Annotated in this window: 22 protein-coding genes, 1 tRNA gene and 2 pseudogenes; 15 read left to right on the top strand and 10 right to left on the bottom strand. The window is 62.3% G+C overall.

The annotated features are described in order from the left end of the window. Positions 1 to 34: 34 nt before the first annotated feature. On the bottom strand, positions 35 to 793 hold the full coding sequence (locus RO07_RS08705) for an IclR family transcriptional regulator (RefSeq protein ID WP_039409869.1): 759 nt from the start codon (positions 791 to 793) through the stop codon (positions 35 to 37). Between the two features lie 273 nt (positions 794 to 1066). Then, complete coding sequence (locus tag RO07_RS08700; protein ID WP_039409865.1) at positions 1067 to 1915, bottom strand: NAD(P)-dependent oxidoreductase; 849 nt, start codon at positions 1913 to 1915, stop codon at positions 1067 to 1069. Positions 1916 to 2258: 343 nt separating this feature from the next. Here RO07_RS08700 and ybgC point away from each other — a divergent pair, with 343 nt between their 5' ends. From ybgC to RO07_RS08655, 9 genes are all read left to right on the top strand, one after another. Then, positions 2259 to 2720 carry a tol-pal system-associated acyl-CoA thioesterase gene (gene ybgC, locus RO07_RS08695; RefSeq protein WP_039409862.1) on the top strand — a complete coding sequence of 154 codons (462 nt, stop codon included), beginning with the start codon at positions 2259 to 2261 and terminating at the stop codon, positions 2718 to 2720. 39 nt (positions 2721 to 2759) lie between these two features. Continuing rightward, entirely contained in the window at positions 2760 to 3434 is a 675-nt protein-coding gene (tolQ, locus tag RO07_RS08690) for a protein TolQ (protein WP_039409859.1), read from the top strand. Positions 3435 to 3455: 21 nt separating this feature from the next. Beyond that, positions 3456 to 3890 (top strand): protein TolR, encoded by a 435-nt coding sequence (gene tolR, locus RO07_RS08685; RefSeq protein ID WP_039409856.1) that lies wholly within the window; start codon positions 3456 to 3458, stop codon positions 3888 to 3890. Continuing rightward, a complete protein-coding gene (tolA, locus tag RO07_RS08680; RefSeq protein WP_039409854.1) occupies positions 3887 to 4897 on the top strand; it encodes a cell envelope integrity protein TolA in 1011 nt (336 codons plus the stop codon). The genes tolR and tolA overlap by 4 nt, the downstream gene beginning before the upstream one ends. A 101-nt stretch (positions 4898 to 4998) precedes the next feature. Continuing rightward, a complete protein-coding gene (gene tolB, locus RO07_RS08675; protein WP_039409851.1) occupies positions 4999 to 6291 on the top strand; it encodes a Tol-Pal system beta propeller repeat protein TolB in 1293 nt (430 codons plus the stop codon). A 30-nt stretch (positions 6292 to 6321) separates the two neighbouring features. After that, positions 6322 to 6822: an OmpA family protein gene (locus RO07_RS08670; RefSeq protein ID WP_039409849.1), complete on the top strand. Its 501-nt coding sequence runs from the start codon at positions 6322 to 6324 to the stop codon at positions 6820 to 6822. 10 nt (positions 6823 to 6832) lie between these two features. Continuing rightward, positions 6833 to 7576 carry a tol-pal system protein YbgF gene (ybgF, locus tag RO07_RS08665; RefSeq protein WP_039409846.1) on the top strand — a complete coding sequence of 248 codons (744 nt, stop codon included), beginning with the start codon at positions 6833 to 6835 and terminating at the stop codon, positions 7574 to 7576. Between the two features lie 325 nt (positions 7577 to 7901). After that, complete coding sequence (locus tag RO07_RS08660; protein ID WP_039409844.1) at positions 7902 to 9017, top strand: YeeE/YedE family protein; 1116 nt, start codon at positions 7902 to 7904, stop codon at positions 9015 to 9017. A 105-nt stretch (positions 9018 to 9122) separates the two neighbouring features. Beyond that, positions 9123 to 9198: transfer RNA gene (locus RO07_RS08655), tRNA-Lys, on the top strand. 96 nt (positions 9199 to 9294) lie between these two features. Here the strand turns inward: RO07_RS08655 and RO07_RS25850 are convergent. The 6 genes and pseudogenes from RO07_RS25850 to RO07_RS08625 all read right to left on the bottom strand — a co-directional run. Next, a pseudogene (locus RO07_RS25850) lies at positions 9295 to 9468 on the bottom strand (IS256 family transposase); the annotation flags it as partial. A gap of 132 nt (positions 9469 to 9600) precedes the next feature. Beyond that, the gene (locus RO07_RS08645) at positions 9601 to 9909 is read right to left on the bottom strand and encodes a hypothetical protein (protein ID WP_039409841.1); all 309 of its coding nucleotides are present in this window, start codon (positions 9907 to 9909) and stop codon (positions 9601 to 9603) included. A gap of 227 nt (positions 9910 to 10136) precedes the next feature. Then, positions 10137 to 10448 carry a type II toxin-antitoxin system ChpB family toxin gene (locus RO07_RS08640; RefSeq protein WP_052267137.1) on the bottom strand — a complete coding sequence of 104 codons (312 nt, stop codon included), beginning with the start codon at positions 10446 to 10448 and terminating at the stop codon, positions 10137 to 10139. Between the two features lie 96 nt (positions 10449 to 10544). Continuing rightward, positions 10545 to 11729: a hypothetical protein gene (locus tag RO07_RS08635; protein WP_039409836.1), complete on the bottom strand. Its 1185-nt coding sequence runs from the start codon at positions 11727 to 11729 to the stop codon at positions 10545 to 10547. A 220-nt stretch (positions 11730 to 11949) separates the two neighbouring features. After that, positions 11950 to 12168: pseudogene (locus RO07_RS08630) on the bottom strand (phage minor tail protein L); the annotation flags it as partial. Positions 12169 to 12225: 57 nt separating this feature from the next. Beyond that, positions 12226 to 13152, bottom strand: coding sequence for a LysR family transcriptional regulator (locus RO07_RS08625; RefSeq protein ID WP_039409834.1), 927 nt, complete (start codon positions 13150 to 13152; stop codon positions 12226 to 12228). Between the two features lie 103 nt (positions 13153 to 13255). Between RO07_RS08625 and RO07_RS08620 the strand changes: the two genes are divergently transcribed. The 6 genes from RO07_RS08620 to RO07_RS08595 all read left to right on the top strand — a co-directional run bounded on the left by RO07_RS08620 (position 13256) and on the right by RO07_RS08595 (position 19278). Next, the gene (locus RO07_RS08620) at positions 13256 to 14458 is read left to right on the top strand and encodes an MFS transporter (RefSeq protein WP_039409831.1); all 1203 of its coding nucleotides are present in this window, start codon (positions 13256 to 13258) and stop codon (positions 14456 to 14458) included. Positions 14459 to 14516: 58 nt separating this feature from the next. Continuing rightward, positions 14517 to 14840, top strand: coding sequence for a MoaF-related domain-containing protein (locus RO07_RS08615; protein ID WP_039409829.1), 324 nt, complete (start codon positions 14517 to 14519; stop codon positions 14838 to 14840). Positions 14841 to 15046: 206 nt separating this feature from the next. Next, on the top strand, positions 15047 to 15853 hold the full coding sequence (dkgB, locus tag RO07_RS08610) for a 2,5-didehydrogluconate reductase DkgB (RefSeq protein WP_039409826.1): 807 nt from the start codon (positions 15047 to 15049) through the stop codon (positions 15851 to 15853). Between the two features lie 68 nt (positions 15854 to 15921). Then, a complete protein-coding gene (locus tag RO07_RS08605) occupies positions 15922 to 17037 on the top strand; it encodes an alkene reductase (RefSeq protein WP_039409822.1) in 1116 nt (371 codons plus the stop codon). Between the two features lie 17 nt (positions 17038 to 17054). Continuing rightward, positions 17055 to 18050, top strand: a complete 996-nt coding sequence (locus RO07_RS08600; protein WP_039409818.1) for an aldo/keto reductase — start codon at positions 17055 to 17057, stop codon at positions 18048 to 18050. A 709-nt stretch (positions 18051 to 18759) separates the two neighbouring features. Further along, a complete protein-coding gene (locus tag RO07_RS08595; protein ID WP_039409815.1) occupies positions 18760 to 19278 on the top strand; it encodes a hypothetical protein in 519 nt (172 codons plus the stop codon). Between the two features lie 123 nt (positions 19279 to 19401). On the opposite strand, the gene RO07_RS08590 is transcribed toward RO07_RS08595, so the two are convergent. Next, positions 19402 to 20022, bottom strand: a complete 621-nt coding sequence (locus tag RO07_RS08590; RefSeq protein ID WP_039409812.1) for a flavin reductase family protein — start codon at positions 20020 to 20022, stop codon at positions 19402 to 19404. Positions 20023 to 20071: 49 nt separating this feature from the next. After that, positions 20072 to 20584 (bottom strand): cupin domain-containing protein, encoded by a 513-nt coding sequence (locus RO07_RS08585; RefSeq protein WP_039409809.1) that lies wholly within the window; start codon positions 20582 to 20584, stop codon positions 20072 to 20074. Positions 20585 to 20863: the final 279 nt, after the last annotated feature.

Raw genomic sequence — 20863 nt, 5'->3', positions numbered from 1 at the left:
CGGCATCGACGGCTCACGCGAGCCGTGTTGTCTCCTACTCGTTGAACGTCGCCGCCATCGTCTCGGCCGCCTCCTGAAGATCCGGCAGATATGTCATGAGCTTTTCGAGCGTGGTGTGCTGCGCGCTTGCCTGAACGGCGATGGCCGCACAAGCGCGGTTGCGGTCGAGCATCACCGGGACCGCCACGGCGATCATGCCCGGCACGTGCTCTTCATTATTGGTGCCGATGCGGCGCTTGCGGGTGTCCGTCAGCTCGTTGCGGAGATCTTCAAGGTCGGTGATCGTGTTTTCCGCACGCGGACGCAGCGGCAGATGTGCAATGAGCTTTTCGCGACGCGCGCGCGGCAGGTACGCGAGCAGCAGCTTGCCGCTCGCGGTGCAATGCAGCGGCACGCGCGAGCCCGGGGAAAGCTTGAGTTGCCGGGACCATTCCGTCTCCACCCGGTCGAGATAGACGAGGTCGTCGCCCGAGAGCATCGAGAGATTGCACGTCTCGCCGAGCTTGTCGACGAGTTGCTGAAGGATCGCGTGGCGCGCCGCCGCCGGCCCGGCGTGCATCAAGGCGTTGACAGCCATGGCACGTACGCGCGACGACGGCTCGTAATGCCGGCTACCCGCCTCGCGCGTCACCAGCCACGCGGCCTCGAGTTGTTTAAGAATGCGATGGACGGTCTGCTTGGGCAGACCGATGGCGGCAACGATCTGCGCCAGCGTCATCGGGGCGCCAGCGGCGCTGAGAATTTCGAGAATGCGAAATGCGCGGACAGCCGCGGCGTTCGACTGATTGCTCATGTCGGTGTCGGATATCGGGGTCGAGTTGTCTTCTAGGTCGTTATCGCTCGCGGCGGTCTCCCTGCCCCAGGCTCCCTCGGGCACTTCGAACGCCACCGCGCCAGCCCGCACCCGCGCTGCTACGCCAACGTACCGCCGTGCCGTCGCGCCGCGACGTCCCGTCTTGCGCATTCTAGTGCCAATCGCCGAAAGTGGGCGATGGGCACTATCCCGGGGGTTTCCCGATATCCCCAACCTGCCTGTCGCTGGTGCCGATACCGCCACCAGCCCGGATCAAGTCTTGCCGGAAAGCACGCGCAGGCGATGAATCAGGCTCGACGTATCCCAGCGCGAGCCGCCCAACGCCTGCACGTCGCCATAGAACTGATCGATCAGCGCGGTCACCGGCAGCGACACGCCGTTGCGTTGCGCTTCGGCCAGACACAGGCCGAGATCCTTGCGCATCCAGTCCACCGCGAAGCCGAAGTCGAACTTGCCGTCGATCATCGTCTGACCGCGATTGTCCATCTGCCAGCTCGCCGCCGCCCCCTTGTTGATCACGTCGAGCACGAGCGGCATATCGAGACCGGCGCGCTGCCCGAAGTTGATCGCCTCGGACAGGCCCTGCACGAGCCCGGCGATGCAGATCTGATTGACCATCTTGGCGAGTTGCCCGGCGCCGGCCTCGCCGATGCGGGTCACGGCGCGCCCATAGGCGCCCAACGTCGCGGCCACACGCTCGAAGGCCGGTGCGTCACCGCCGCACATGATCGTGAGCACACCATTCTTCGCGCCGGCTTCGCCGCCCGAGACAGGGGCGTCGACGAAGTGCAGCCCTTGCTCGCGCGCCACGGCGTACAGCTCGCGCGCCACGTCGGCCGAGGCCGTGGTGTGGTCGACGAAGACGGCATCGGCCTTCATGCCGGCGAAGGCGCCCTGCTCGCCGAGTACGATGCTGCGCAGGTCGTCGTCGTTACCCACGCAGGCGGCAACGATGTCGGCGTCGCGAACCGCTTCCGCCGGGGTCGTCGCGCAAGCACCGCCATACTCCTTGACCCATTGCTGCGCCTTCGCGGCAGTGCGGTTATAGACCGTGACCGTGTGGCCGGCGCGCTGCAGGTGGCCGGCCATGGGATAGCCCATCACGCCAAGACCGAGAAAGGCAACGCGGAGGGCGGGAGCTTGGGAAGTGGGGGAAGTCAATTCGAGGGCCTCGCAGGTGGTTTCGCTAGGAGAGGACCGCGGGCGCACGGTGGATGCGCGCCTGCGCGGTCGCGTCGGAATTTAAGGGGGCTTGCGAGCCGCCATTATAGAGACGGGCGGCGCGCCCACGCCAGCGGCATCGCCCGTCACACGGGGCATCGACGCCTTTTGCCCCAGTTTGGTGCAATCCGCGAGGGGCAAAACAAACTGTAAACATCGGATCGTTGCGCACGTTTGAAAAATTCTGTTTCCGTGACTGGCGTTGTTGTCCGGTTCCGATACAATGCGCGGCATGGCTGATTTTGATACCAGTTGGTCAATTCGCGTTTACTACGAGGACACGGACGCCGGAGGCGTCGTCTTCTACGCCAACTACTTAAAATTCTTTGAACGGGCCCGCACCGAGTGGCTCCGTTCGCTCGGTATCGAGCAACACGAACTGGCCCGCAATACCGGCATGATCTTCATTGTGCGCGCCACGGCACTCGACTACCTGAGCCCCGCCCGGCTCGACGATCTTCTCGACATCCGAAGCCGCATCGACCGCATTGGCGGGGCTTCCGTCGACTTCCTGCAGGAAGCCTGGCGACATGCTTCTGACGGCACCAGCGAACTGTTGGCGCGCGGCAGCATCAAAATCGGCTGCGTGGCCGCGCAAACGCTACGCCCCGGGAAGATTCCGCCGCACGTACGCCTTGCCATGCAATCGGCGTCAATAACGGCCAAGGCCGCGGCGAACGCCTGATTTCAAGAACAAGCATTCTGGTCCGTCAACCACCACACCATGCCCGATCAAGACCTTTCCATCATTTCGCTGGTCATGCATGCCAGCGTGCTCGCCCAGGCTGTCATGGGCCTGCTGCTGCTGCTCTCGCTGCTCTCGTGGACACACATCTTCCGCAAGATTTTTGCGGTTCGGCGCGCCCGCACCCAGACCGAGCGCTTCGAGCGTGATTTCTGGTCCGGCGGCGATCTCCAAGCGCTCTATCAGAGCGCGCTGAACAACCGCCACCAAACCGGCGCGCTGGAACGGATCTTCGAGTCAGGCATGCGCGAATACATCAAGGCGAGCGAAAAAGGTCTGAGCGATCCCCACGCGATTCTCGACGGTGCGCGTCGTGCCATGCGGGCTTGCTATCAACGTGAAATGGACTCGCTCGAGGCCAATCTGCCGTTCCTCGCGTCGGTCGGCTCGGTCAGCCCGTACATTGGCTTGTTCGGTACGGTGTGGGGTATCATGAACGCATTCCGCGGCCTGTCTAACGTCCAGCAAGCCACGCTCGCCAACGTGGCACCGGGCATCGCGGAGGCGCTGGTAGCCACAGCCATCGGTCTGTTCGCCGCTATCCCCGCCGTGGTTGCCTACAACCGCTTCGCTACCGACATCGACCGGCTGTCGATCCGCTTCGAGAGCTTCATCGAAGAGTTCTCCAACATCCTGCAACGGCAGATTCACTAAGCATTCCGGGAGCGCCGAGACATGGCAGGTTCTATGCGCAACGCTCGCCGCGGCCGTCGCGCCATGGCGGACATCAATGTCGTGCCGTACATCGACGTGATGCTGGTGCTGCTCGTCATCTTCATGGTGGCCGCGCCGCTGGTGGCGCCGTCGATCGTCAATTTGCCGAGCGTCGCGAATGCGAGCCCGCAGCAGCAAACCCCTCCGGTCGTCGTCAATATCGAAGCCGACAACCGCATGCTGGTGCGCTACAAGGAAGGTCAGAACACCATCGAGCAGCGCATGAGCGCGGGCGATCTGACCGGCTTCCTGCAAGGCCGTCAGGCGGCCAATCCGGATCAGCCGGTCGTCATCGCCGCCGACAAGTCGGTGCGCTATGAAATCGTCATGAACGTGATGTCCGATCTCAAGGCCCAGGGCGTCAAGCGTGTGGGCCTGCTCGTCAAGCAGAAATGAGCGCCACCGTAGCCCGTTCCGACCGTCCCATCGGCCCGCGCAAGGATGAGCGCGGCACGGGGCGGGCATTTCTCCTCGCGCTGCTCATGCATGCGCTGCTGTTCGCGCTGCTCTTCTATGGCATGCGCTGGCAGACCAGTTCTCCCGCCGGCTCCGAAGCCGAATTGTGGACGCCTACCGAAGTCGCCGAGCCGACGCCGCAGGTCGTAACGCCACCGCCGACACCTGCTCCACCTGCCGTTGCCGTGCCGGCGCCGCGCCCCGAGGACGACGCCGATATCGCACTGCAACAGAAGAAACGCAAGCAGGAGCAGGAAGCGGCCGAACAGGCGCGCCTGCTCGAAGCCCAGCAACAGGAAAAGGCACGTCAGGAAGCGCTCAAGCAAAAGCAGCTCGCCGAGCAACAGGCCGCCGCCGAACTCGCCCGCAAGAAAGCGGCAGACGAGGCCGCGCGCCAACAGAAGCTCGCCGACCAGAAGAAGGCCGACGAACTGAAGCATCAGAAGGACGAACAGCTCAAGCAGCAGCAACTCGCCGATGCGCAGAAGAAGGCCGCCGAAGAAAAGGCGGCGAAGGCCAAGGCCGCGAAGGAAGCCGCGGCGCAAAAGGCGGCCGATGCGGCGCGCAACGAACGTCTGGCGGCCTTGCGCGGCATGGCCAACGGCACACCGGGCGCCAACGGCAACGGCCTGGGCACCCAGGCCGGCGGCACGGGCGCAGGCGGTGGCGGCACGTCGACGGCAGGCTATGCGGAACGCGTGCGCGCCAAGGTCATGCCGAACATTGCCTATGCCGGTGACACGACCGGCAATCCACAGGCCATCGTCGCCGTGCGCATTGCGCCGGACGGCAGCATTCTGTCGATGACGCTGAGCAAGTCGAGCGGCAACCCGGCGTGGGATGCCGCCGCCATGGCCGCCATCAAGAAATCAGACCCATTGCCGCGCGGTATCGACGGCAAGGCCCCGCCCCCGAGCCTCGACATTCGCCTCCGTCCCAAGGGGTGAACTGTTGCCAAACGGGAACGAAAACCGAGCGATGCGAGTCCATTTTCATCTGAATGTGGTAAAAATGCCTCTTGCACCGCGTCAACTGACCAATCGAACGCATGCGAATTTCCAGTAAATATGCATGGCGTGCGCTGGTGGCCACCTGGCTCACCGCGGCTTGCACGATCGCCCATGCGCAGACCCCACTTACCGTCGAAATCAATGGCGTCGGTACCAACCGGTACCCGATCGCCGTGTCGAACTTCAAGGGCACCGCGCCGACGGACATCGTCTCCGTCGTCAAGGCGGACCTGACGAACAGCGGGCGCTTCAACCAGATCGACACGGGCGGCGCCTCGGTCGGTGTGGATGATTCGGTCGATCTCGGCACGTGGCGCGCCAAGGGCGCCAATGCGTTCGTTTCGGGCACGATCACGCCGGCGGGCAACGGCAACTTCCAGGTCAGCTTCCGTTTGTATGACGCCGTCAACGGTCAGCCGCTCGGCGGCCTGGCACTGACCTCTTCGGCCGCCAACCTGCGCCTGACCGCGCACAAGATTGCCGACTACATCTACCAAAAACTGCTGGGCGATCGTGGCGTATTCGCCACGCGCCTGTCGTACGTGCTGCACACGGGCAACACCTACCAGTTGCAGATCTCCGACTCCGACGGCCAGGATGCACGCGTGGCGCTCAACAGCCGCGAGCCGATCATCTCGCCGGCATGGTCGCCCGACGGCACGAAGGTCGCCTACGTCTCGTTCGAGAAGCGCAAGCCGGTGGTGTACATCCATGATCTGCCCTCGGGGCGACGCGCGGTGCTCGCCAACGAGCGCGGCAACAACTCGGCGCCGTCGTGGTCGCCGGACGGCAGCAAGCTCGCCGTGGCGCTTTCGCGCGATGGCAACACGCAGATTTACCAGGTCAACGCCAATGGCGGCGGCCTCAAGCGTCTGTCGCGCAGCGGCGCGATCGACACCGAGCCGCAGTATTCCCCGGACGGCAAATGGATCTACTTCACGAGCGATCGTGGCGGTGGTCCGCAGATCTACAAGATGCCGGCCGGTGGCGAAGGCGAAGGCGGCGCGCAGCGCGTGACCTTCAAGGGGAGTTACAACGTCAGCCCGCGAATCAGTCCCGACGGCAAGTTGCTCGCGTTCATCGCGCGTCAGGATGGCGGATTCAAGCTGTGCGTGCAGGATATGAGTACTGGCGATGTTACGGCGCTGACCGACACCAGGCACGACGAGTCACCGAGTTTTGCCGCGAACGGCAAGTACATTCTTTACGCAACGCAGTCAGGGGGGCGGAAGGTCCTCGCAGCAGTCTCGGTGGACGGGCAAACCCGGCAGATTCTTCAGGTCCGGGGAGGGGAAGTTCGCGAACCCTCCTGGGGCCCTTTCATGCAATAACATCAACAGCAACATCAATCGGAGGCTCATATGAGTTCCCTGCTTCGTAGCATTATCGCCATCTCCTCGTTGACCGCTGTGGCCGCTTGCTCGTCGGGTGTAAAGCTCGACGACCAGGCTAACGCCAACAAGGGCCAGACCACGACCGACGCTCGCGCCGTCACGCCGGTCGACGCGTCGGCTGCGGAACTGAACAACCCGAACGGTCCCCTCGCCAAGCGCAGCGTGTATTTCGGTTTCGACAGCTACTCGGTCGACAGCCAGTACTCGCCGCTGCTCCAGGCACACGCCACCTTCCTGAACAAGTATTCGCAACGCAAGGTGCTGCTGCAAGGCAACACCGACCCGCGCGGTACGAGCGAGTACAACTTGGCGCTGGGTCAGAAGCGTGCTGAAGCCGTGCTGAAGACCATGACGGCCCTGGGCGCGAACGCCAGCCAAATGGAAGCCGTTTCGCTGGGTAAGGAAAAGGCCACCGGTACCGACGAAGCGTCCTGGGCACAGGATCGTCGCGTCGATCTGGCTTACTGATTGAATCGTCATGACGTCTCGTTTGCTTAAAAACATGATTTGCGCGGCGACGCTCGGCACTGCGGTGCTGAGCCCGCTTGCGCATGCCGGATTGTTCGACGACGACGAGGCGCGCAAAGCGATCCTCGATATCCGCAGCCGTCTGGATTCGGACAAGCAGCGGATCGAGGGGCTCACGCGCAACGTGCTGGATTTGAACAATCAGATTCAGCAGTTGCAGCGTGATCTGGCCGACCAGCGCGGTCAGAACGAAGATCTGAAAAACCAGCTTGCGAACGTGCAGCAGAGTCAAAAGGATTTCTACAACGACCTCGATGGTCGTCTGAAGAAATTCGAACCGCAGCAGATGACCGTCGGTGGTGTCACGGGCACCGTCCAACCGGGCGAAAAAGATGTCTTTGACGCCGCGCTGACGAAATTCCGCAACGGTGACTACAAGGGTGCGCAAACGGCATTTCGGACCTTCGCGGCCAAATATCCCGACAGCCCGTATCAACCTGAAGCGCAGTTCTGGCTTGGCAATGCGCAGTACGCCAACAAGGATCTGAAGGGTTCGACTGCGACGCTGCAGGCAATCGTGACGAAGTACCCGACGAGCCCGAAGGCGGCCGAAGCCATGCTGGCGATTGCCAGCAACCAGGCCGAATCCGGGCAGACTGCGGCAGCGAAAAAAACGTTGCAGGAGTTGGTGGCCAAGTACCCGGACACCGAATCCGCAGCGGAGGCCAAGAAGCGTGCGGCCAAGCTGAAGTAGTCCGCCCCTCGGCAGGCTGTGCGAACCAGCCTGCCGTGTGAGGACACTCGTCAAACGAACGACGCCGCCTTCAGGGCGGCGTTGTCGTTTCCGGGCATTGGCGAGACCTCAAGTAGAATACGGACTTTCCAAGCGTTCGAGGCGCGGCGTCTGAAGGGGATGCGCGCGGGCCGATGGCCTGCGTGGCATGGCGACCGTACCCGTGACGGGTTTGCGCGAGGACTGCGCGACGCGTCGACAATAACAAAGCGACCGCGCCCCGTGGTTCGCAAAAATGCATCGAACGGCCGGTCACGGCCGATATCGTCTCTTAGCTCCCAGTCTCATGACCGACGTCGATCTCACCGCTCTCTCCCACACTGTCGTGTGGTTCACCTTTGCTCTTGCCTTCGTGTTTGGTGCCGTACTGCAGCGCACGCATTTCTGCACGATGGGCGCGCTCTCCGACATCGTGAACATCGGCGACTGGAACCGCATGCGCATGTGGTGGCTCGCCATCGGCGTGGCGACCATCGGCACCGGCGTGCTGGCCTCGCAAGGCATCGTCGATCCCGTCAAGGCGATCTACACGACGCCGCGTTTCACCTGGCTGTCGTATCTCGTGGGCGGCTGGTTCTTCGGCTTCGGCATGGTGCTCGCGTCGGGTTGCGGGAGCAAGACGCTCGTGCGCATCGGTGGCGGCAACCTCAAGTCGCTGCTCGTTTTCGTGATGATCGGCGTGTCGGCATACATGACGCTCAAAGGCATCTTCGCGGTCTTGCGCGTGACGGCGATCGACAGCGTGCAGACGACGTTTGCCACGTCGCAGGATCTGCCGACGTTGCTCGGCGGGATGTTCGGTGGCAACGTGCATCGCGCGCAGCTCGTCCTCGGCCTGATCGTGGGCGGGGTGTTCGTGGTGGCGGCCATGGCCCGACGCGAATTCTGGACGTTCGACAATCTGCTCGGCGGCGTTGTGGTGGGCGCGATCATCGTGGCGCTGTGGTACGTGTCGGGCAAGGTCGGCTACGTTGCCGAGAATCCGAACACGCTGGAGGAGAGCTTCGTGGCGACGAACTCCGGCAAGATGGAAGCGCTCTCGTTCGTGTCGCCGCTGGCGTACACGCTGTACTGGCTGATGATGTGGAGCGACACGAGCAACGTGATCACGCTGGGCATTGCGAGCGTGTTGGGCGTGATTGCGGGGTCGTTCGTTTATGCGATGGCGTCGCGTACGTTCCGCTGGGAGGGTTTTCAGGGCACGGAGGATACGGCGAACCACATGGTCGGAGGCGTGCTGATGGGCTTTGGCGGCGTGACGGCGCTGGGTTGCACGGTGGGCCAGGGGCTGTCGGGTGTGTCGACGCTGGCGGTGGGTTCGTTCGTTGCGATCGCGGCGATTCTGGCGGGCGGCGTCTGCGCGTTCAAGTACCAGATGTGGCGCATTGAGCGCAGCGTTTGAGGAGATATTGCGCGCCGCGCGAGAAATCGCGTGGAAACGGACATATCTGCGTCACACACGTCTTGACACTATAACGAGCCCGACGCTATAATCTTTTTCTTCGTTGGGTCGTTAGCTCAGTTGGTAGAGCAGCGGACTTTTAATCCGTTGGTCGCAGGTTCGAATCCTGCACGGCCTACCAAACGAATTCAAGGGGTTGCGAGAAATCGCAGCCCCTTTTTGTTTTCCGCAATCCGTGGAGTTTTCCGCAAAACTCCATGAAAACCATCCACCTCTAGCCGAGATGGTGGTTCATCTCGCCTCCCAGTGCGCGCTCGATCAGCGCCTTCTTGAGCGCCATGGTCGCGGCATTGATAGCTTCGGCCGTCATCGGAGCGTTGCCGAACTGCTCAAGCAGTTCGGCGGGAATTGCCGGCAGTTCTGCCAGCGGGGTTTTCGGTTTGCGAGGCATAAACTCTCCTTGAGAGCATTTGATGCCTTTAACACGAAATTACTGACAGGCCCCTTGAAGAGTAACGCCGTTCGGTTACGTCTGATAGCCGTGATAGAACGGCCCACCGCCTTGGATGGGCCGCAACCGAAGTCACCGCACCAATCGCGGTTTCTCGCCCCGCTTCGACGCGTGAATGATGACGTGAGGCCCCATCAACCCATCCGTCGCCACCATCGCTTCCGCGAACGTCCCAAAGTAAATCGCGTGCTCAGGGTCGGACACATGTGCCCGCCTGATTTCTCCCGCTGCCTCGTCCCACGCGTAACCGAGGTACTTCTTGTATTCGTGAAACCAAACAACATGTCCTTCACGCGTCAACGACTTGGGGAGGTCGAGCCCGCCATCGCCTTGGCCGCCGTTTCCTCCATCCTTCCCGCAGCTCTTGTTTGAGTCACTCATCAAAACCTCCTGAGATGTAGGTAGATTTAGCCGTGCTAGCGGCTGAATCCAGCATCGCAGGAATGCTGCGCCTTGCGTTTCAGCAACTTCCGAATATCCCAGCCTATGCGTCGACACTCGAAACGTTTCGACACGCAATGAAAACGTTCGTGACGTATAGTGGGCGAGAAGAACGTAGACTGCCCCGATTCTTCCGTCTTACAAACGAATTTCGGTGCACCAATCCATTAATCCAGAATGGTCTGAAGGCGCGCGAGTGCGTCTTCCACAACCTCGACGGGTGCTCGCTCAATTTTCTTCGCTCCACGTGCGTCAAGATCGAGCGTGCGCACCATGTTCACCAACGCGACGACGCCCTGCGTCTGCGTGCCCGCACCAGACAACGGCACCGCAAAGCCGGCAAAACGAGCGAATTCTCCGCCTTGGGTGATTGGTGCGACCAAGGCTACGCCCAGCGCATTAAAAGACGCCGGTGACAGAACAAGAACAGGGCGAAAATCGCCCTGCTGTTCATGCCCAATCGTCGGGTTCGAACTCATGTAATGACCCAGTGAAAACCTGCCCAGGTGTTAACCTTAGAAGACTGACACATGAGCACAAGACCTGAGCAGGTTTTGCTGGGTCAATACAGACAATCACAATCTGGTCATGCGAATTTGATCCAATGCTTGCGCCGCCCACTTTTCGAGCCTGCCGCCGTGAAGCGCTTGCACCCCTTCGTCCACCCACGTGGGATGCTCCGTCTGCCACACTCTCGAGCGCTGGACGCCGTGATGGTCGAGGTGGCTCATCCAGTAATGGTTGAGGACCTTGGCAGGCACGATGCTCGCGACGTAATTTGCATTGCGCGGATACTGTTTGGCGAACGCCGTATAGGCAACGTTCGCCTCGTGCAGCAGCCCGGCCCGGCATAAAGCGCCGAGCCACTCAAGCGCGGCGGCGGAGGGCGACAGGTATTCTTTCGAATTCTGCGCCTTAAGACGAATGGCGCGAATGGCGTCCAGTGGACGATCGAGCAGCGCCGGATCAAGACCGTATAGCTGGGCGGCGTCACTACGGCGATCCAACGTTTCCGACACATAGGACGTGTCCGGCACATTGACTGTGCGCACGGCATTGGCATTACTGGCAAAGATCGACAGATTCTCTGCGTTCCGAGCCGCCCGTGCAGCGGTGCCCTCGTCTCCCGTCCATTGCAAAACCATGCGCTCAACTGCCTGACCAATGTCGCGAGCGAAATCGCCTTTGACATCATTTTTGTCCACACCAATGAGCTTCAAGGCGCGGAGCAGGCTGGGCGTCAGGGTCAGAAACCTTTCCTGGTCCGCCAGCACCGCATCGGCGCTCCTGTCCGATTTTGTCAACGATGAGCTTTCCCCCGCGAAACGGTGAAACTCGGCGACAACATTCTCGCCAGAGTAGTACATGGAAGAAAGCAGGCGAGATCTCTCATCGAGGTTGAAGGGGGGAAGGTTCGCCATGGTGTTTTCCGTAGCAGCGTGGCATCGGATATCAAAATCCCCGATTCGGAAAACGGGAGAGCCATTGTCGGAAATCTGCCAAGTCAGCGAGTCTTGCCGTGCAGGCGCCGCATACTGTTTAAGTTCAGAAAACGAGGATAGTTGTTGTGCCAGCGTGTCCGAGTGAGCGAGGCGGAAAAGAGCGACCTTGGCGGCCTCGGTTTTTGTGCCAAGAAACCAGTCGGCGATCCTCCCCCATAGACTGACCACATCTTTCTCGCGCTGAGCGTTTAGACACGCCTGAATACCCTTTTTGTCGATTGATCGAGAGTACCAGCTTCCACTGATATGAATATCCATACGTTCAGGTAGCGACAACGAATCGCTTCTCGTGCTGAGTAATGAATGAGAGTCCGCTTATGCCGGTCGATTACCTCGATCCGACGAAGCAATAATGTTCCGTTGTCGAACATGCTGCATTCATAAAACGATCATCCCATGGCATTGCCGAGGGATTGCCGGCACACAATCACTTGTGCTGATTGATTTCAAAGGCCTGATGGAGATGTGGTGTGAGGCTTCACATATTTGCCCGACATTTGCACGACGACACACGGCCACCACACTTGTCGAGCGACCGATCTGCCACAGGGTCGTCGTCTCGGCCGAAATAGGCTGAACCTATATACCCGCGGTTTGGGCCACGGTATCCGCCGATGGTCAGCCAGATGCAAACGTTCTCAACGATCTGCCGACGTGGCGGCAGTTCGCCGTTGAAATCAGGCACACTGGCCAACTCGGAAGGAGTTGCGAGAAATCACCGCCGCATTTTTGTTTTTCAGCGCGGGGGATTTCCCTACGACGCCGTCCACGACCGGCCCTTCCCTTTCGACGCCTGCTCGCCGAGGGCTGCGACCAGATAGTCGATGAACGAGGCGATGCGCGACGAAATCGCAGTGTTGCGATAGTAGACCGCCTGAATCGGTTGCCTCACGTCCTGGGTCTGGCGCGCGAGAATCTGCACGAGACGGCCCGACTCGCAGTCGCGCGCCGTCATGAAGTCCGACAGGCAAACGATGCCTGCGCCTTCGAGGGCGAGCTGGCGCAGCGTCTCTCCGCTCGACGACATGATGTCCGGCTCGATCCGGTGCGGCTCGCCGTCCACGCCAAGAACCGGCCATACGTTGAGCGACTCCGGCTGACTGAATCCCAGCAGCGTGTGCTTCCCAAGATCTTCCACCTTGCGCGGTGTGCCATGCGTTTCGAGATAGGCCGGACTCGCAAAGATGCGCACGCGGCTATTGCCAATCAGCCGGCTGTGCAGCGTGGAGTCCTTGAGCCGGCCTATCCGGATCGCCACGTCGGTGCGACGCTCCAGCAAATCGATGATGCCCTCGTTGCTGTTCAACTCCAGCTCGACCTCGGGAAAACGTTCGCGATAACCCGGCACCAACGGCACGATCACATGCAGCATGAACGGCGTGGCCGCATCGATGCGCAGTCGGCCCGAAGGCTTCTCGCGCCGCGTGAGCATCTGCTCCTCGGCACTCTCGACCGAGTCGATGATCGCCCGCGCGTTCTGCAAGAACGCCTGCCCCTCTTCGGTAAGCTCCAGCCGCCGTGTCGTACGACGCAGCAGCGTCGTCTTCAACTTCTCTTCCAGACGCCCGAGCGTGCGGCTGGTGGCCGACACCGTGAGGTCGAGCTGCTGTGCGGCAGCCGTGATCGATCCCGTGTCGACCACGGTGGCAAAGGCCTGGAGTTCGTCGAGCGTGACCTTCATTGTTGATTTGAAATCAAAATAATTTCGTTTATAAGCTACTTTTTCATCAAAAGTAAAGGGCGCAAACTCCGGTCCGACATCATTCAAACCGGGGTTTCCTACCATGCCACTTGCATTGCTCGCGCTCACCGTCAGCGCTTTTGCCATCGGCACCACCGAATTCGTCATCGTCGGCTTGATACCGACGATTGCGAACGATCTGAGCGTCACGCTGCCCAGCGCCGGCCTGCTCGTCAGCCTCTACGCCCTGAGCGTCGCCATCGGCGCACCGCTGCTCACCGCCGTGACGGCACGCGTGCCCCGTAAGATCCTGCTCGTCGGGCTCATGGCGCTCTTCACCGTCGGCAACCTGGTGGCGTGGCAAGCGCCCGGCTACGCCTCGCTGATCGTGGCCCGGGTCCTCACCGGGCTCGCCCACGGCGTGTTCTTCTCGGTCGGTTCGATCATCGCGACCACGCTTGTGAGCAAAGACAAGGCCGCCAGCGCCATCGCCACCATGTTCAGCGGCATGACCGTGGCGTTCGTCGCGGGAATTCCGTTGGGCACGTTCATTGGTCAGCACTTCGGCTGGCGCGCCACGTTCCTCGTCGTCTCCCTGTTCGGCCTGATCGCCGTTCTCGGCGCCATCGCCTTCGTGCCCCGCCGCCTCCCGCAAACGCCGCCCGCGCCGCTCGCCCGCCAGTTCCGCGTCCTTGCCCAGCCGCGCCTGTTGCTCGTCTACGCGATGACGGCAGTCGGCTACGGCGGCTCGCTGATCGCCTTCACTTACATGGCGCCGCTGCTCGAGCAGATCGCGGGTTTCACGCCCTCCCAGGTGAGCCTGGTGCTGGTGGGCTACGGTGTGTCGGTCGCGTTCGGCAATGTCTGGGGCGGCAAGCTCGCCGACCGCATCGGTCCAGTGGGCGCGCTCAAGCGTATTTTTCTGCTGCTCGCCCTAGTGCTGGCCGTGCTGACGTTCACGGTGCACGTGAAATGGCTGGCCGTGCTGACGATGCTGGCCTGGGGCGCAGTGGCCTTCGGCAACGTGCCGGGCCTGCAGGTGTACGTCGTCAAACAGGCGCGCCATTTCGCCCCCGAAGCGACGGACGTGGCCTCGGGCTTCAACATCGCTGCCTTCAATCTCGGTGTGGCCGGCGGTTCGTCGCTGGGCGGCCTGATTGTCGCCAACGTGGGGCTCGGTCATACGCCATGGATCGCCGCCGCCGTCACGCTCGGCGCCTTCGCGCTCACGGCCCTAAGCGGGCGCCTCGATCAACGCGACGGCCTGCCGGCAAGCACCGCCGAGCCCGTCGAAATGGCGCATTGAACGTCGTCGGCCCTATCGCTTTGCACACGTTGCCCACATCGCATCCGGAACAATCCACATGAACACCTCGACCCAGCGCCCGCCGTTCGCGGGCAAGATATTCGAAGTCCGCTACGACGGACTGACGGCCACCAACGCCTACGCGGACGATGGCCAGACCATGCGTTACGAAATCACCGAAGGCGAGTTCACCGGCGCCACGGGCGAAATCGCCTACACATGGCGCGAAATCGCACCGCACGTCTTCGCCATTTCATGGCAGGAAACCGACCGCGCGACCGTCGTCCACATCGACGACTTCGCCGGCGGCACATCGCAATCGTTCTTTACCGCCGCGTCGCTCGACTTCTTCCGCCTGAGCGGCAGCCTGCGGGAAATCTGAACGGAGATCGGCGATGGCCTGCCCGCTCGGCAGGCTCGACCAGGAAAGTTTCAGCGTCGGCATTGAGCTGTCGCCCCGCCCGATACTTGATTCAGATTCAAAAATATTTGACCTGTAACGGCGTTTATCTCACGAGTGACACACCTCAGAATGTCTCTCGGATTCACCGTTTTCTTCACCGCATTTACTCAATTCAGGAGCTCACGATGAGCAATATTCCCGCCTTCGGTCTTGGTACTTTCCGCCTGCAGGGGCAAGTGGCGATCGACTCCGTGCGCAATGGCCTCGAAGTCGGCTACCGCGCCATCGACACCGCCCAGATCTACGGCAATGAAGCCGACGTCGGTCAAGCGATTGCCGACTCCGGCGTGCGCCGCGACGAGCTGTTCCTCACCACCAAGATCTGGGTCGACAACTACGCCACGGACAAGCTCGTGCCGAGCCTCGAGGAGAGCCTCGCCAAGCTGCGCACCGACTACGTCGACCTCACGCTGATTCACTGGCCCGCGCCTGGCAACGGCGTCTCGCTCGAAGAATTCATGATGGCGCTGGCCGATGCCAGGGCCAAAGGTCTGACTCGGCGGATCGGTGTCTCGAACTTCAACATCGACCTGACGAAGCAAGCGATCGCCGCCGTCGGCAGGGACGCCATCGCGACCAACCAGATCGAGCTGAGCCCGTACCTGCAGAATCCGAAGCTCGTCGAATTCCTGCAGCAGGAAGGCATCCACGTCACCTCGTACATGACGCTCGCCTACGGCAAGGTGCTGGGCGATCCGGTGATCGCCGCCATTGCGCAACGCCATCAGGCCACCCCCGCGCAAGTGGCCCTCGCTTGGGCGCTGCAACGCGGCTTCTCGGTGATTCCGTCGTCGACCAGGCGCGAGAACCTTGCCAGCAATCTGCTGGCGCAGACACTGCGTCTGACGAACGACGACATGGCCCGAATCGCCGCGCTCGATCGCAACGGCCGCGAAGTCAGCCCGGATGGTCTGGCCCCGAAGTGGGACTGATCGACACCGCACGCCCCTGAACCCTCCCGTCGTGACCTTCGGGTCACGGCAGCCATTCGCAGAACATCATGACGCAAGATCCTCTGTTTCAACCGCTGCGGCTCGGCGCGCTCACGCTCCCGAACCGCATCGTGATGCCCCCGATGACCCGCTCGCGCGCCAGCCAGCCCGGCGATGAAGCCAACGCTCTCATGGCGGACTACTACGCGCAGCGCGCGAGTGCCGGACTCATCGTCAGTGAAGGCACCTACATTTCGCCGCTGGGCAAGGGCTATGCCTGGACGCCTGGTATCCAGACGTCCTCGCAAGTCGCGGGCTGGCGTGTCGTTACCGATGCCGTGCACGCGGCCGGCGGCCACATGTTCGCGCAGTTGTGGCACGTTGGCCGTCTTAGCCACACGAGCCTGCTGGGCGGCCGCCAGCCGGTGTCGTCGTCACCGATTCAGGCCGATGGGGTGAAGGTCTTCATCGCCGGCGAAGACGGCGCGACGCCCGGCTTCGTTCAGGCGTCCTCGCCACGCGCGTTGTCCGTCGCGGAGATCGCCGAGATCGTCGATCAGTACCGTGTCGCCGCCCAAAACGCCATGGCCGCCGGTTTCGACGGCGTGGAACTGCACGGCGCCAACGGCTACCTCGTGAATCAGTTCATCGATTCGAACGCCAACACGCGCACCGACCGCTACGGCGGCTCGCTCGAAAATCGTCTTCGGTTCCTGCGCGAAGTGGCCGAAGCGCTGGTCGAAGGCACCGGCGACGCCTCGCGTGTCGGCATCCGTCTCGCACCGCTGACCACGCTCAACGGCTGCGTCGACGCCGATCCGGAAACGACGTATCTGGCCGCCGCGAAATTGCTCGGCGAAGTGGGGGTGGGCTATCTCCACATTGCCGAAGCCGACTGGGACGATGCGCCCGAAATGCCGATCGAGTTCAAGCTCAAGCTGCGCGCCGTCTACCCAGGCGTGCTGATCTACGCGGGCGGCTACACCGCCGAGCGCGCACGCAACGCCATCGCCGAAGGCTGGGCGGACATGGTCGGCTTCGGCCGTCCGTTCGTGGCCAACCCCGATCTGCCGGCGCGTCTGCGCGTGGATGCACCGCTCGCGCTGCACAACCGCGACACGCTCTTCGGTGGCGGCGCACGCGGTCTGACCGACTACCCGGCGATGGACAAGGCCGCGGCCTGAACACCAAGGAAACGACGATGAGAGTCAATCTCCCCTCCCGCCTCGGGTTCGGGACCGCGCCGCTTGGCAACATGTATCGGGACATCCCGAACGACGAAGCCCTCGCCACGGTCGACGCCGCCTGGCAAAGCGGCATCCGCTACTTCGACGCCGCACCGCTCTATGGCGCCGGCCTCGCCGAACTCCGGCTTGGCGAGGCGCTCGCCGGCCGCCCACGAGACGAGTACTCGCTCGGCACGAAAGTCGGCCGCCTGATTCTGGACGAACACGAAGACGCCTCGCAACGCGATCTCGGCGAAAAGGGCGGCCTGTTCCGTCACGGCCTGCCCAACAAAATCGTCTACGACTATACGGAAGCCGGCACGCTGCGCTCCATCGAAGAGAGCCTGAAGCGCCTGCGCACCGATCGCCTCGACTACGTATGGATTCACGACCCGGCCGTGGACTTCCACGGCGAGCGCTGGCGCGACGTGTTCGACATCGCCATGTCGGGTGCCGCCAAGGCGCTCACGCGTTTGCGCGACGAAAAAGTCATCAAGGGATGGGGGCTTGGCGTCAATCGCATCGAGCCGTGCGAGCTCGCCCTCGATCGCGCCGATCCGGACGGCTTTCTGCTGGCCGGACGCTATACCCTGCTCGACCATGCGAACGCACTCGAGCGACTCATGCCGCTCGCCTTGGAACGCGGTCTGGGGATCATTGTGGGCGGTCCGTACAATTCCGGCGTACTGGCCGGCGGCACGCATTTCGAATACCAACCCGCGCCGCCGGAGATGCTGGCACGTGTAGCACGTATTCGAGAGTTTTGCGAGCAGTTCGGTGTGGATATCCGCTCGGTGGCCCTGCAGTTCTCACTGGCGCATCCGGCGGTCGCCGGCGCCATTCCCGGCGCAAGCCGTCCGGAACGCATCGACGAGAACCGGCAACTGGCGGCGGCACCGGTTCCGGCCGACGTCTGGACCGCGCTCAAGGCGAACCGATTGATCGCCGAAAACGCGCCGACGCCGCGGTAAGCCTCTCTGGGAGAGGTGGCAGCCATCGGCCCCATGGCTGCCTCGCACGAGGCTCGGCGTCTTGTCGCGGGTCGATTCCCCCGTGTCGGCTCACCCACGCCTATCGCCGCATTTGCACAATTGCAAAAGAGCGATTTATGCAAGTCCAGATGGCACAGTGTCTGTGACAATGAAAATACACACGGCGTGCCACCGATAACGACGAGCACGCCGCTAACGAAAAAGCTCTTGCGAGAAAAAAACCATGTATTCCGTTTCCGGCGCTGGGGGCCCGCGCTCCCAACCTTCCGTGACGGCCTCGACGTCCGTCCAGTCCTCCACCTCGACTTCAACCTCAACGCAGCCACACCCATTCGGCACCGATGTGCGCGAAGTACGGCAGGCTGACGGAGACTCCCTTCCGTCGTCAAGCCCGGGTCAATTCCGGCCTCCCACTGGGATGCCGGGAATCGCCAGGCAAGCCTCGGCGTTCGAGGGACGGCGGTCTGTCTCTCAGGAACCGCATGCCCTTGCCGGCACGTGGGTCGACAGGCCGACGAGTCTGGTCGAACAACCGCGTTATCCCGAAACGCAAGCAGCATCACAGGTTACAGGCAACCAGAGATACGCTGGCTCAACACCTTTTCCCGCAAAAGCGTCTCATGAGAAATTAAGCGACGATCAAATTCGAAGTGTCCTGTCATTTGTCCAGGCCGCGGCAGACATCGGCATGCGCGCCGACAAGCCTGCGCTCGCTCAAGCGCTCGGGGTGAGCCTCGAGACGTTGGAGCGTTATGAAATGATCGATGTGCTCGGCAATGCGGCCGTCTCCCGGAAGAAGTTTGGCGAGCGCGACTACTTGCAGGCGCTGGAGATCGCGGTAGAGAATGGCTCCCCGCTTGACGCGCAGGCGTTCGCGGACAAGTACGAAGTGCACATCGACAAGGTGCTGAGCGACGCAAGGACACTGAAAGCGATCCAGGAATACGCCCCCTCTCTACCTCCTGAGTCAGACTGGCCGTCGAACTTCCCCCCGCGCTCCTGGTCCGTGTCGAGATCAGTGGAGCCACAAGACTTGCTGGCGCTGCGCGAGGAACGGGCCAGCGGCGGTTCGTTTGACCTGACGGCGTGGGCGGAGAGGTTGGGCCTGAGTCTCCATTTGGTAAGACAATATGTAACGGAGGACGGCGAACTGACGCCAACGGGGAACGACCTGCTAAGGCGCAGCAACCCACAAAATGCGGGATAGTGTTTCAAACGTCAGATCCCGATCAGCGATATCCATACGATGCCGGCCACCACGCCGAGCTTCTCCGGGAATTCGTCCACCACGGACTCGAGAACGAAATTGCGACAGTGCCGGCCACGACACTCAGCCCTTCGGCCGGCGCAGATCGAACATCGGCCCGATCTCGGCATAGTCGCCGAGGTAGCCCGCTCGCATGACGGGATGTGCCTTTGCCGTGTCGAATAGACCGTCCTCACGCAGATACTCGCGACGGATATGCACGCCGACCACTTGCCCCAGCGCGAGCCAGTTGTTCATCGGCTTGCCGTCGAGGTCCTGCATGCGCACGATCTGCAAGAGCCTGCACTCGAGGGAGGCAGGCGATTCGGCCACATGCGGCACCCCAACGTTGACGCCCGGTGCCTTGGTCAGCCCGGCAAGCTCGAACTCGTCGACCTCGTGCGGCACCGGTGCCGAGGTGCGATTCATCTGCTCGACGAGCGACTTGCTCGTCAGGTTCCAGACGAACTCGCGCGTGGCCTCGATGTTGGCGATGGAGTCCTTGTAGCCTTCGCTGCAGAAGCCGATGATCGGCGGGAACGTCGCGAACGCGCCGAAGAAGCTGTAGGGCGCAAGGTTGCCCCTGCCCTCGGTGTCGCGGCTCGAGATCCAGCCGATCACGCGCGGCGCGACAATCGCCTTGAACGGATCGTGAGACAGACCATGGCCCTTGGCCGGATCGTAGAAATGAACGTCGTTGGACATAGCAGGAAGAACAGCGTGATGTGAAGGTTGTGCCGCCGCGTCTTCGGCGTCAGCCGGCGGCGCCGCGCCCGAGGCGCAGGATCAGATCCCGGTGCGTCGGCCACTGTGCGGCCAGCGCCGCCGGATCGGCCATCTCGAAATCCTCGAACGCGAAGCCCGGCGCGACGGTACATCCGGCCAGCGAGAAACGCGACGCCGGTGCAGGCTGCGCCGCAAACCAGCGCCCCGCACGCACCACGTGCTGCAGACGTTCACCATCGGAAATACGGCTGCCGAGCGCGGTGGTCGTGAGCGCGCCCTGCGCATCGATCTCATGGACCCAAAGCGTGTCGCCGAGATGGAAATGCCATATCTCGTCGCTGCGAATGCGATGGAACGCCGAGAAGTCACCCGCTTCGAGGAGGTAGAGAATCGCCGTGCTGACGCTGCGCGGGCCGGTAAAGCCGGGTGGCAAGGCGTGCACGTCGATCGTGTCGGCCGAGCGGTACGTCTCCCGATAGAAACCACCCTCGGGGTGCGGTTGCAACGAAAGCGAGGCAACGAACTCGGCGGCAGACGTCATGAGGACTCCGGGGGGATGAGAAAACAAGGCGACGAATGCCTCACACGATATCGCATTGCCGCAGGGATTTGCTGGTCGGCATGATGCATGCACGATGCGATTCATCTGATGAAGCAATTATTCCGGCAAGCAAAACCGCCTGTCGCATGCGTCGTCGGCACCAATGCCTGCCGAACCCGCATGGATAGTGGCTGCGGAGACGATCCTCCCACGGTCCGACGCAAATGGCCGATTTATGCGACGATTCGCTTGTTGCGTCGCGTCAGGGCGGCGCGTTTT

It is taken from the genome of Pandoraea pulmonicola (genome assembly GCF_000815105.2).
GTDB lineage: Bacteria > Pseudomonadota > Gammaproteobacteria > Burkholderiales > Burkholderiaceae > Pandoraea > Pandoraea pulmonicola.
The sequence above is the reverse complement of the archived record's forward strand: the minus strand, read 5'-3'. Positions and strand labels throughout refer to the sequence as shown.